We start from the raw sequence: 10,743 nt of genomic DNA on the forward strand, positions 1-10,743 counted from the left end.
GCTAAAAATTGCCCCTTAGAACTGAGCGAAAGCGAAGTTCAATAGAGTTTGAGCGTAGCGAAAACATAGGGCAATTTTTCATGCTTTGGGTTTTTAATAATCTTTTAAGCTTTTAAATCCTTTTAGGCAGCCTGAAAGCTATGTATAGCAGCACTTTCAAGCGTCATAAAACTAGGTTTAAGGGGTCATAAAACTAGGTTTAAGGGGTCATAAAACTAGGTTTAAGGGGTCATAAAACTAGGTTTAAGGGGTATTTGAATAGATTGTATATTGACTATTTTAAATAGTCAGTCTATAACCTAGTTAAATGAATTAAAAAGCTGATTAAATGAGCAATAATAAATTAGTTGTTAAAGATAATGCGTTAATAGATGCTTCTTTTAATCTCTCATTAATAGAACAGCGTCTTATGCTTTTAGCTATTGTTGAGGCTAGAGAAATCCATGATCTAACACCAAATACAGCAATAGAAATTGCTGTGAACGACTATGTACATCAATTTAAAGTCGAAAGTAATAATATCTATAGCTTAATAAAAGATGCAGCTAGAACATTAAAAAGACGAGAATTCAGCTATTTAGATAGATACAAAGGAAAAGAAGCATACACCACAGCAAACTGGGTGAATAAAGTCACTTATGTGGATTCAAGTGGTTTAATTGTTTTATATCTAAGTAATGAAGTTATAAGCTTAATTAGCCGCTTAAGCGAACAATTCACAAAATATCATTTAGAGCAAGTATCTGATTTTAAAAGTAAATATAGCATAAGGTTATATGAGTTATTAATCAAATGGTTAAGCACTGGGAAGACTGAAAAATATAATATTGATGATATTAGAGCTAAGTTAGGTGTAGGAGTAAATGAATACGCCACAATGTCTAATTTTAAAACCAACGTACTTGAAAAAGCCATTTTAGATATAAATAAAAATACAGATATAACAGTTAGTTATGATCAATTTAAAAAAGGTCGTATTATTACTGATCTTCAATTCAAACTTAAGCAGAAATCAACTTTAAAAGCTATTCCTGTCTTAAATAATAAAGTATCAAGTCAACAAAACTTCTATAAAATGAGCGATTCTCAAATCAATATGTTTGGCAATCAATTAGCAGAACTTCATGATTTAAGTCATTTGGCAGTAGGTAATGAAAACTATGAAGCCCTTGCATCTCGAATTAAAGAGATGTTGAGAGACCCAGAGAAGCAAAAACTGTTTTTACCTCATTTAAAAAATCTGGGATTTAATCCTAAAATAAATAATTCAAACTCAATTTAATGTCTTATTTGGCGTAATTATGGCAAAGCTAACGATTAGTAAAATGGCAAATCTTTATGGACTTTCTCGTGGTGCTTTATATGACAAGGTATCTAAAGGAATATTAACAGCCACACTCAATGAACAGGGGCAAAAAGTCATTGATATGGTTGATATGATTGTTCTATATGGTGAGGCTAAGACGGATAATGCTGTTCAAATTGAACAACAGCCGACAGTTCAAAACAGTTCAATTCAAACAGAATTAGACAGTATTGAACTATACAAAAAAATGTTAGAAATTTCTGAAAGTGCTCGACTTAAAGCAGAACAAAGAGAAGATAGACTTTTTAATGAAATTAGTAACTTAAGAGAAGAAATAAAAGAATTAAAACTTGTATTAGGTTATACCAACCCCATACACAAAGAAAATACTGAACAACAATCAATAGTTCAAAACAGCTCAATTGAACAACAAGACTATACAGACTTAAACAGTAAAAAAGACAGATCAAACAGTGTCAAAACACCAAATAAACAAAGTGATCTTCATATAAATAAAATAATAGAAGAAGAACCAGAAAAACGAGGATTCTGGAGTAGGTTCTTCTTACCAAACGGCTAATTTTTTAGGGTTTAGAACAGTTCGCTATGCGTTCCTGAACGAATAAAAACAATCATATCGAACTTAGATAGGGACTCAATACGATAGACCAATAGAAAATCTCCACCGACATGCAGTTCACGGCAATTTTTCCATTGATTACCATTTAAGGCATGATCTAACCATTCAGCCCCTAAAGGTTCATCATTAGCGATTAAAAGCATCATGACTTCCTTCAGTTTGCCCATGTCATAACGACCACTGCGAGAAAGCCGTTGCCAATCTGCTAAAAACTCTTTGGTGTAGTCCGATGATCGAGGTAAAACGGCACGTTTGGATTTAGCTGTTTTTTTCGAGGTCATTAAACAAGTCTTCTACAGTTTCAAAACGGGCTTTTTTAGCTTGGATAAGTTCATCTGCTTCAATCATAGCAGCAACAGTCTGTGCATTCGGTACGCGAACCTCAAAAGGAATTGCTTGTTCTGCAACAACACGAGTTAAAAAGATTCGTACAGCGTCAGAAACAGACATACCCATTGATTTTAAAGCTTGCTGCGCTTGAAGCTTAGTATCATCATCAATTCGAACGTGCAGCATTGAGGTTTGAGAAGTCATTTCTTCACCTTAATGTTATGTAACTCAATTGAGATACAGTTTAGCATATTTTTAACTTCAAAAAGCTATTGTATTGAATTTTCATTTTTAAAATGAGCTAATCAAAACCATGGGAAATTGCTCACGAAGTAAGCGTGGAACACGACTATTCACGTAAAAAGCCCAGTTTATTCAAACTAGGCTTTTTAGTGGATCTCAATATCTTGATTTAACTCAAATTATCAAGTGCATTTCGCATAAGGTGTATTATGTTAATTTTAGGAATTATTTAAAATATTCAGACATATATTTAAACGTTGTCGGATGCATACAACCTACATAGATATTGTCTTCATTAGTATTCCAAGCAATTAAATCAAAGGAAGGATCATTAGCCACAGCCGCATTTCTTGATCTCTTTGTGATTCCTGACCATACACCAGTAAGATTATCATCCTCCGTCATTCCTAAATTTTTTAGAAGATCCTTATAGTTAATATCATCATGACTAAAGTTTCTAACAATAGTTCTGAGAATATTTTTACTCTTATCGGACAACCCATTTATAAGATTACTAACCTGCCTTCTTGTTAATTCTCCATCTAAATCTTCACTATTTTCACAACTAATTTGAGGTTGAAAGATACTAAGAATCTCAGCTTGTGTTGCTAGTGATAATTTTTTAAACTCATCCAATGATATTGATATAAGTGTCATAATGAATCCTGTTGATAATTATGATTATGATATTGACTCATGTTGAATCAATATGAATTAAATAAAATTGCAACTTCAATTGAAATATAATCCAACATCGCACGACTTGTAAAGGACTTTATTTGACTTGCATTGTTATTTATTGAAAATAAATGATATGTATTGTATATAAAGGATAAATACCTATTAAACCTAATAGCAATTCTATTTTTAATTACTTATATTTAAATCCTCTATTTAACATAATGGTGCTTATGCGAAATCGATTTGTAATAAGCCTGTAATATCAATCAATTAGCCTCAATCAAAAATTAAAAAAACTAGCAAAAAGCCGATATAGAAACATATCGGCTTTTTTATGAACAAAACTGGTATATTTCGCCAATTAATTTGCTCGTTTTTTGATCAAATTTAGTGTTTCACCTGTGTTATCAATTCATCCAGTGCTTAAATTATCCCCAATTTCTGCGGACAAATCCTGGGATAATTTAAATGTGTTGTACGCCTAGGCGTACAGTGATTTAGGGATTTTGCCAATATACCCATGAAACACAATTTCTTATCATGGACACATAGAGAGCAGGATGCTCCAGACAATAAAAATAAACCAAAGAACAAGGAAATGTTAAAGGTACGACAGGAGTTATACCTAAAGCATCAAATATGTAAAAAAGCCCAACAGGATGTTGGGCTTTTTTATTATCAAATTTTAGTTTTTCATATGCTATCTTAACTAAGATCATTGAATAGAAAGAGAAAATAATGCTTCCAGGTAGTCTTTTAGCTGAAATAGATAAGCCTAATACTAAATTTTTCATATTTGATAGTAAAAGTGATCATCAAGTTTATGGCGATATAGACTTTCAAGAATATCATTGGGATAAATCTAAATTTAACAAAGTTAAAGTGGGTGACTTTTTTATTTATAGACGCCCACAAAAAGCATCTGAAGTAAGAAATCAATTTTATCTTTATGGTTTTGGGAAAATAGTAGAGATTAAAGATAGTGCTGGATCTAGTGAAAAAATTCGTAGTAAGCCTGCGATAGGAATCATTGATTTAGGATATCGCTTTGTAGATCCAATTTTACAAAGTGATTTAGAATTTTTTGAATGGAAATTTAAACAACGAGGATCTACTTGGGAACACTTTTTTCAGCAATATGGTATGAATGAGATTACAAGCACAGACTTTATTAATTTATTAAATATTGGTTTAAAAAGTGATGAAAGTTTCTGTACTGATTTCCAGTTAGACCTAGATGATCGGAATAAAGATTATAGTGCTGATAATAAAATAGCTTTACGTAAAATTCGTGGTAATGAGCATCGAAAATTTGCACAACAGGTTAAATTAAATTATCAACGTACTTGTGCTATTTCAGGCATTCGAGTCTCTGATTTTTTAGTAGCATCTCATATTATTCCTTGGTCCAAAGATGAAAATAATAGAAAAAATCCAGCGAATGGTATTTGTCTTTCAACTTTATTAGATAAGGCTTTTGATAAAGGGTATTTAACTATTAATTCGGATTATGAAGTAGTTGTATCAAATAGAACTAGTGTGGATCATGCATTATTCGAGTATTTAAAGCAGTATGAGGGAAAGAAAATACAACTTCCTAAAAACTCAAAGCCTGATTTAAGTTTTTTAGCCTGGCATGAAAGTAATGTATTTTTAACAGCTTAGATACTGTTAGCAGCGAGGAATATAATCCTCGCTTTTTTGACTTCGCATAAGAGATTTTATGTTAAATAGTAATTGTATTGTATAAAGTACCAAATTTAGATCTTTATAATTGAAAATTGTACATTAAGTACAGAAAATAGTACTTAATGTACAATTTTATAATTTTTTATATATAATCTTATTTAAAGTTCAATATTCTGTACCTAATAGTCTATTTAACACTATTGAGTACATATATTTGTACATTGTGAGGTTGGTTATGTTTAATAAATTTCAAGCAAGTACTCCCCATGCAATGGCTCAAGAAATGGGTAATCGTCTAAGACAAGTACGGTTAAATAAAAACCTTACTCAAGCCGAGATTGCTGAAAGAGCTGGTCTTGATAGACGTAGAGTAATAAAAGCAGAAAATGGTAATGCTTCATTAGAGGATTTTTTTGCCATTCTTGATGTATTAGAGAAAACAGATCAGTTAGTAAACTTCTTACCAGAGCAAAGAATCTCTCCTGTGCAATTATTAAAGCTAAGAGGTAAGTTAAGACAAAGAGCATCTTCTACTAATGAAAAAAACTCTAATAGTTATTCTGATGAGGTGCTTGAATGGTAATAGACGTAATTAAAGTCCAATACAAGGACTATGACGTTGGGGCATTAAGTTTTGATGAAGAACAAGGTATTGGAGCTTTTCAGTATACTGAAAGTTTTATAAAAACAGGGATACAGTTAGCTCCACTAACGATGCCTCTGAGTGACGAGATTTATATATTTCCTGAACTTAACCAAAAAACCTTTAAAGGTCTACCAGGAATGATTGCAGACTCTCTACCTGATGATTTTGGTAATCATTTATTAAACGCATGGGTAGCATCTCAGGGTCGAAGTTCAAGTGATATAACTCCGTTAGAGAGGCTGCAATATACTGGTACTAGAGGTATGGGGGCATTAGAATATTTACCAGCGCAAAATATAAAAGGATTTAATGCATCTCAGCAGATACAAGTATCTTCATTAGTACAAATTGCACAGGAGGTATTAGATAAATACAGTACTGTTGAAGTTAATTTACAGAGTGATGGCCGTGAAGATAGAGAAGCTATGCTTGCTTTATTATCTGTTGGTACGAGTGCTGGTGGGGCACGACCTAAAGCAGTTTTAGCATTTAATGACACCTTTACGGAGGTACGTTCAGGCCAGACATGTGTTCCTGAGGGGTTTAGTCACTATTTGATGAAATTTGACGGTGTAACTGAACATAATCGTACTAAAGAGACCTTTGGTGATCCGATGGGCTTTGGCGCTATGGAATACGTTTACTACTTAATGGCAATAAGCTGTGGAATATCTATGATGCCTTCTAGATTATTACATGAAGGTAATAGACGACACTTTATTACTAAGCGATTTGATCGAAATGGCAATCAAAAAGTTCATACAACAACTTTGAATGGTATTGCTCATGTTGATTATAAAAGTCCTGGATCTTTTTCTTATGAAGAATTAATCATGACCATTCGTAAGTTAAAGTTATCCGCAGTAGAAGCAGAACAGATTGTTAGAAGAATGATTTTTAATATCGTTGCAAGAAATCATGATGATCATGCAAAAAACTTTGCCTTTCTTCTTGATGATAATAACAAGTGGAATTTAACACCTGCCTATGATGTAGCTTATAGTTATAAGCCTGGTAGTGATTGGGTAAATCAACATTGGATGTCACTAAACGGGAAACGAGATAATTTCATCTTAGATGACTTATTATCTATTTCAAATTTAAGTCCCCTATTTACAAAAGAAAAAATTACTAAGATATTAAATGAGACAATCAAGGTAGTTTCTAATTGGCGTCAATTAGCACAACTCAATGATGTTCCAGATTCTTTGATAGATGAAGTTCAAGCTCATCTTAGACTCAATTGGTGATCAGACAAAAAAGCCTAGTTAGATTTGATCTGCCCCCCGAAAGTTGGACTGTTTGATTAATCATCTGTTCAACATAAAATGTCTTATGCGAAGTCAAAAAAACGAGGATCTATAGGCCCTCGCTGCGCATAAGGGCCATTATGTTAAATGGAGTGTCTTCTATGCGACAAATTTTGTCGCATACAGTGAATAAGTATTTGATTTTTACACAATATGTGATTACTGTCTTTATTTATAAATTTTATATATTTATTAACAACTAATAACATTGGGGTAGCTATGAATCAGCCACAAAATTTTGATAAAGATGAATCTCATTCTTTAAATTCAAATTCTTCAGCAGCAGAAATTCGTAGAAGAATCGAAGAGAAAGTAAAAGAAATTAGATCTTATACACCTAAAGTAGGTGTCTTTGGTGTCACAGGCGTTGGTAAGTCATCGCTATGTAATGCCCTTTTTGGTAAGGACGTTGCTGCAGTTAGTGATGTTGCTGCATGTACTCGTGAGCCGAAAGAAATATTTATTGGTTCTGAAGGGGTAGGCATTAAATTAGTTGATGTTCCTGGTGTCGGTGAAACTATTGAACGAGATAAAGAATATTTTGCTTTATATGAAAAGTTAGCACCTGAATTAGATTTAGTTATTTGGGTTATTAAAGCTGATGACCGAGCATATGCTCAGGCAGAAAAAGCATATAAGGAAATTCTTGAACCAAACTTAAAAAAGTGTCCTGTAGTTTTTGTTATTAACCAAGTTGATAAATTGAATCCTTTACGTGATTGGGATGATGCAAAGAATCAACCAGGAAGTGAAAAGCAGAAAAATATTGATGCTAAAATTTTTGAAGTTAGTAAAGCATTCGATGTATCTACAAAATATATTGAAACTGTCTCAGTAGCAGAGAAGTATAATTTAACAAAACTAATGGATACTTTAGTTGAGGTATTACCTAAGGAAAAAAAGTATTCAGTAGTAAGGGAAGCAGTAGAGGAAGTAAAAAGCGAGGAAGCAGAAGCAAAAGCAGAAAAAGGAATATGGGAGGCAGTAAAAGAGTTCGCCGGTGATGCTTGGGATACAGCAAAAGACTTTGCTGCTGAAGTTATTGTTGAAACAGCATCGAAGGTAATTAAAAAAGTATGGAAGAAAATTTTTAGTTGGTTTTAAGAAAATCTAAAATTAACATAATACACCTTATGCGAAATTCATCATGACTGAATTTCGCATAGACCCTAGTATTTCTTTGGATCAATCTCACACCAGTCATAAATCTTAGATTTATCGAAATCATAACAAGGCTTTTGGGTCATAATCCTCACCACAGTCTTACCCTCTTTTGTTTTTCTGATCTGTAACGGTGGATGCTCTTTGAGTTGTTTTAAATCAGCTCTACGCTGTTGGATCTCATCCAAACTCGGCACCATCAACGCCATTAGAACCATCAATCCTATGACAAGGGCAAAAATGCCACTGCCACACAGTACAATCAACTTCCAAGACAACTGATTGATATTTTTTTGAATTGAGTGATTCAACTGATTCAATTGCTTGGCTGTCCCGATCATCTTTTCAGAACCTTCTTTCAAGCCTTCTTTCACAGCATCCGATACGCTTGCTTGCGTCTGCTTTGCAATCACTTTTTGAATCTGCTCTTGGGTCAGATTAAGATTCTGAATCGCCTGATTAATCGCATTTTGCTGTTCTTCAGCAATCGCCATCAATGCATAGAGTTTTTTTTCTTCTGGGGTCATCGCTCCATTCCTCTAGAGGGTTTCAACTTGACTTGTTCCTGTTCTAACTTCTGCTGTTCTTTAAACTGTTGTAATGCCTGCGCCTTAAATTGCTCAAAATCAGCCTTAAACTCGGCTTTGCCTTGCTCAATATCCTGAACCAGACTTCTATGCTGTTGAATCTGTACCAGATCTTGACTTAAATCACCTAAGCCATGCTGTTTAAGTGTTTGATCTGCTTGTCTGGATCGAGTCAATGCTGCCCGAATCTCGGGATCTTTGGCTTGACTCGGTAGCAGTTTCTTTTCAGGGTCTTTGTCGATGCCCTGATCTTTGTAGCTGCGCATATCAATGCGGCTATCCAGTCCTGCACGTTCCAGATGCCGATTGCTGATTTCTTCCCAACGTTGCCTTAAATCCCTGATTTCATCTTTTCGGGTCTGATAGTCTTTGCCGGTATTGTCTTTCTTGGCGCCACCTTTTTCAGGCTCTTTACTGTTGTAGCGCTTAAAGTATTGCTGCGGATCTCGCTCGATCCCATCTTGCAGCCGTTCATTAAACATCAGGTGTGCATGCGGTTGTTCCAAGCCATCCATGGCTTTGGGATTATGGATCGCCAACTGATAGGGATACTTTGTCCCAATCTCTTGTGCAATAAACGCCTGAATCAAACCAAGCCGCTGTTCTGGATTCAGTTCTCGCGGCAAAGCAATTTCAAACTCTCGGTAAGTACTGCCATTTTTTCGTTCATACAAATCTGCGGCCTGCCAAAATAGCTTTGGATTTTCTTCCGCCCAAGGCGGCATATTACCAGACTCGGAATATTCCAAATCTGCCTGCTTTTGTTTGGCATATTTTTCATCACGCTCGATATATTCGGCATGTGCTGCGGCTTTACCGACACAGCCTGTTTTTACATTAAGTCGTGCGATGGCCATTTACCTACCTCGCTGTAGATGCTGCTTTTGCTTTTTTAAAATTTGCGCAGCAAATTTTCGGGATTAGGTTTCTCTCGAAGAGAGAAACGTCTAAGCGCGCCATCAAAAATTTTGATGGAAATACAATTGAAATTTACAAGGACAAAGTTAACAAAAAGGATCAAGACACTTGATTATTTTTTGTTATCGTCCTGTGTAATCGAATGAGTATTTTATTGAGGAATGAAAAATGAATAATAATTGGTTAACAGAAAAAATCACCTATCTTGCGGCTTTAAAAAAACCATCCGATGCGCAACAACTTTTACTCGAACTTTCTAAAATTAATGATCGCAATCCAGAACAAGAAAAAAAGTTCAATGCTCTGATCAAAGCTGAAAAAGCCATGGATCGTGCCAATAAAGAAAAAATAGTAGTCCGTAAACTACTCAATGCCGAAAAAGAAGCTGAACGCAAAGCTCGAACCAAACATCTAATTCAACTCGGTGCGCTGTTTGAAATTGCGCAACTGGATCAACGCAATCCAGCGGAACTTTTAGGCATCTTGTTAAAAACCGCTGAAATCGCGCAGAACGATCCAAAATGGGAAATATGGGCAGAGATAGGTCAAGACTGCTTAAATACGCGTAAAACGCAAAAGAACGAAAAATAGAAGGGGTTATTTCCCTATCCGATCCTTTTAATCCTGAAAACCACAAAACACACTCGTTTTAAGCCTGTTTTTAAAGCTTGCATGCCTCAAAGGGATACAACAGAGCGAGTGTCTACGAGTGAACCTGCAAAATTCGCGGCTCGCCTTTCTGAGAAACCGCTTTTTAGGCTGATGAAGCCTAGAAAGCATAATTACATGCAAAAATTTGAGCCTAGACGAGCGTAGCGAGATAAAAAATACTTTATGAGCGAAGCGAATTCATTTTAGTTGTTGCTTTTGACTTTGCTTTTTTCAAAATTTGAATCCGATTTGGTCTTTGCTAAAAATTGCCCCTTAGAACTGAGCGAAAGCGAAGTTCAATAGAGTTTGAGCGTAGCGAAAACATAGGGCAATTTTTCATGCTTTGGGTTTTTAATAATCTTTTAAGCTTTTAAATCCTTTTAGGCAGCCTGAAAGCTATGTATAGCAGCACTTTCAAGCGTCATAAAACTAGGTTTAAGGGGTCATAAAACTAGGTTTAAGGGGTCATAAAACTAGGTTTAAGGGGTCATAAAACTAGGTTTAAGGGGTATTTGAATAGATTGTATATTGACTATTTTAAATAGTCAGTCTATAACCTAGTTAAATGAATTAAAAAGCTG

General features: G+C 34.6%; 12 protein-coding genes. 7 read left to right on the plus strand and 5 right to left on the minus strand.

Going from position 1 to position 10,743, the window contains the following annotated elements:
* Positions 1-328 precede the first annotated feature (328 nt).
* Together repM and B9T28_RS14615 are read left to right on the plus strand one after the other, a co-directional pair.
* Positions 329-1,282 carry a replication initiation protein RepM gene (gene repM / locus B9T28_RS14610; RefSeq protein WP_086204710.1) on the plus strand — a complete coding sequence of 318 codons (954 nt, stop codon included), beginning with the start codon at positions 329-331 and terminating at the stop codon, positions 1,280-1,282.
* Between the two features lie 19 nt (positions 1,283-1,301).
* Positions 1,302-1,886 (plus strand): hypothetical protein, encoded by a 585-nt coding sequence (locus B9T28_RS14615; RefSeq protein WP_086204711.1) that lies wholly within the window; start codon positions 1,302-1,304, stop codon positions 1,884-1,886.
* Between the two features lie 11 nt (positions 1,887-1,897).
* Here the strand turns inward: B9T28_RS14615 and B9T28_RS14620 are convergent, their stop codons facing one another.
* The 3 genes from B9T28_RS14620 to B9T28_RS14630 all read right to left on the minus strand — a co-directional run bounded on the left by B9T28_RS14620 (position 1,898) and on the right by B9T28_RS14630 (position 3,176).
* Complete coding sequence (locus tag B9T28_RS14620) at positions 1,898-2,227, minus strand: type II toxin-antitoxin system YafQ family toxin (RefSeq protein ID WP_086204712.1); 330 nt, start codon at positions 2,225-2,227, stop codon at positions 1,898-1,900.
* Positions 2,205-2,480: a type II toxin-antitoxin system RelB/DinJ family antitoxin gene (locus tag B9T28_RS14625; protein WP_086204713.1), complete on the minus strand. Its 276-nt coding sequence runs from the start codon at positions 2,478-2,480 to the stop codon at positions 2,205-2,207. The genes B9T28_RS14620 and B9T28_RS14625 overlap by 23 nt, the downstream gene beginning before the upstream one ends.
* A gap of 264 nt (positions 2,481-2,744) precedes the next feature.
* On the minus strand, positions 2,745-3,176 hold the full coding sequence (locus B9T28_RS14630; protein ID WP_086204714.1) for a hypothetical protein: 432 nt from the start codon (positions 3,174-3,176) through the stop codon (positions 2,745-2,747).
* Positions 3,177-3,938: 762 nt separating this feature from the next.
* On the opposite strand from B9T28_RS14630, the gene B9T28_RS14640 reads away from it, so the two are divergent.
* The 4 genes from B9T28_RS14640 (at position 3,939) to B9T28_RS14655 (ending at position 7,949) form a co-directional block, all read left to right on the plus strand.
* A complete protein-coding gene (locus B9T28_RS14640) occupies positions 3,939-4,865 on the plus strand; it encodes an HNH endonuclease (RefSeq protein ID WP_086204716.1) in 927 nt (308 codons plus the stop codon).
* Between the two features lie 259 nt (positions 4,866-5,124).
* A complete protein-coding gene (locus tag B9T28_RS14645; RefSeq protein WP_086204717.1) occupies positions 5,125-5,472 on the plus strand; it encodes a helix-turn-helix transcriptional regulator in 348 nt (115 codons plus the stop codon).
* A complete protein-coding gene (locus B9T28_RS14650; protein ID WP_086204718.1) occupies positions 5,466-6,785 on the plus strand; it encodes a type II toxin-antitoxin system HipA family toxin in 1,320 nt (439 codons plus the stop codon). The genes B9T28_RS14645 and B9T28_RS14650 overlap by 7 nt, the downstream gene beginning before the upstream one ends.
* A gap of 279 nt (positions 6,786-7,064) precedes the next feature.
* Positions 7,065-7,949, plus strand: a complete 885-nt coding sequence (locus B9T28_RS14655) for a GTPase family protein (RefSeq protein WP_086204719.1) — start codon at positions 7,065-7,067, stop codon at positions 7,947-7,949.
* A 65-nt stretch (positions 7,950-8,014) separates the two neighbouring features.
* Here the strand turns inward: B9T28_RS14655 and B9T28_RS14660 are convergent, their stop codons facing one another.
* Both B9T28_RS14660 and B9T28_RS14665 read right to left on the minus strand, forming a co-directional pair.
* A complete protein-coding gene (locus B9T28_RS14660; protein WP_086204720.1) occupies positions 8,015-8,533 on the minus strand; it encodes a hypothetical protein in 519 nt (172 codons plus the stop codon).
* The gene (locus B9T28_RS14665) at positions 8,530-9,450 is read right to left on the minus strand and encodes a MobA/MobL family protein (RefSeq protein ID WP_086204721.1); all 921 of its coding nucleotides are present in this window, start codon (positions 9,448-9,450) and stop codon (positions 8,530-8,532) included. The genes B9T28_RS14660 and B9T28_RS14665 overlap by 4 nt, the downstream gene beginning before the upstream one ends.
* 229 nt (positions 9,451-9,679) lie before the next feature.
* Here B9T28_RS14665 and B9T28_RS14670 point away from each other — a divergent pair, with 229 nt between their 5' ends.
* Positions 9,680-10,102: a conjugal transfer protein TraD gene (locus tag B9T28_RS14670; protein ID WP_086204722.1), complete on the plus strand. Its 423-nt coding sequence runs from the start codon at positions 9,680-9,682 to the stop codon at positions 10,100-10,102.
* Positions 10,103-10,743 lie beyond the last annotated feature (641 nt).

It is taken from the genome of Acinetobacter silvestris, from assembly GCF_002135235.1.
GTDB classification, from domain to species: domain Bacteria; phylum Pseudomonadota; class Gammaproteobacteria; order Pseudomonadales; family Moraxellaceae; genus Acinetobacter; species Acinetobacter silvestris.

Excerpts from the sequence above, each read along its gene's own strand:
- repM (WP_086204710.1), top strand. The coding sequence starts at position 329 with ATGAGCAATAATAAATTAGTTGTTAAAGATAATGCGTTAATAGATGCT.
- B9T28_RS14615 (WP_086204711.1), top strand. The coding sequence starts at position 1,302 with ATGGCAAAGCTAACGATTAGTAAAATGGCAAATCTTTATGGACTTTCT.
- B9T28_RS14620 (WP_086204712.1), bottom strand. The coding sequence starts at position 2,227 with ATGACCTCGAAAAAAACAGCTAAATCCAAACGTGCCGTTTTACCTCGA.
- B9T28_RS14625 (WP_086204713.1), bottom strand. The coding sequence starts at position 2,480 with ATGACTTCTCAAACCTCAATGCTGCACGTTCGAATTGATGATGATACT.
- B9T28_RS14630 (WP_086204714.1), bottom strand. The coding sequence starts at position 3,176 with ATGACACTTATATCAATATCATTGGATGAGTTTAAAAAATTATCACTA.
- B9T28_RS14640 (WP_086204716.1), top strand. The coding sequence starts at position 3,939 with ATGCTTCCAGGTAGTCTTTTAGCTGAAATAGATAAGCCTAATACTAAA.
- B9T28_RS14645 (WP_086204717.1), top strand. The coding sequence starts at position 5,125 with ATGTTTAATAAATTTCAAGCAAGTACTCCCCATGCAATGGCTCAAGAA.
- B9T28_RS14650 (WP_086204718.1), top strand. The coding sequence starts at position 5,466 with ATGGTAATAGACGTAATTAAAGTCCAATACAAGGACTATGACGTTGGG.
- B9T28_RS14655 (WP_086204719.1), top strand. The coding sequence starts at position 7,065 with ATGAATCAGCCACAAAATTTTGATAAAGATGAATCTCATTCTTTAAAT.
- B9T28_RS14660 (WP_086204720.1), bottom strand. The coding sequence starts at position 8,533 with ATGACCCCAGAAGAAAAAAAACTCTATGCATTGATGGCGATTGCTGAA.
- B9T28_RS14665 (WP_086204721.1), bottom strand. The coding sequence starts at position 9,450 with ATGGCCATCGCACGACTTAATGTAAAAACAGGCTGTGTCGGTAAAGCC.
- B9T28_RS14670 (WP_086204722.1), top strand. The coding sequence starts at position 9,680 with ATGAATAATAATTGGTTAACAGAAAAAATCACCTATCTTGCGGCTTTA.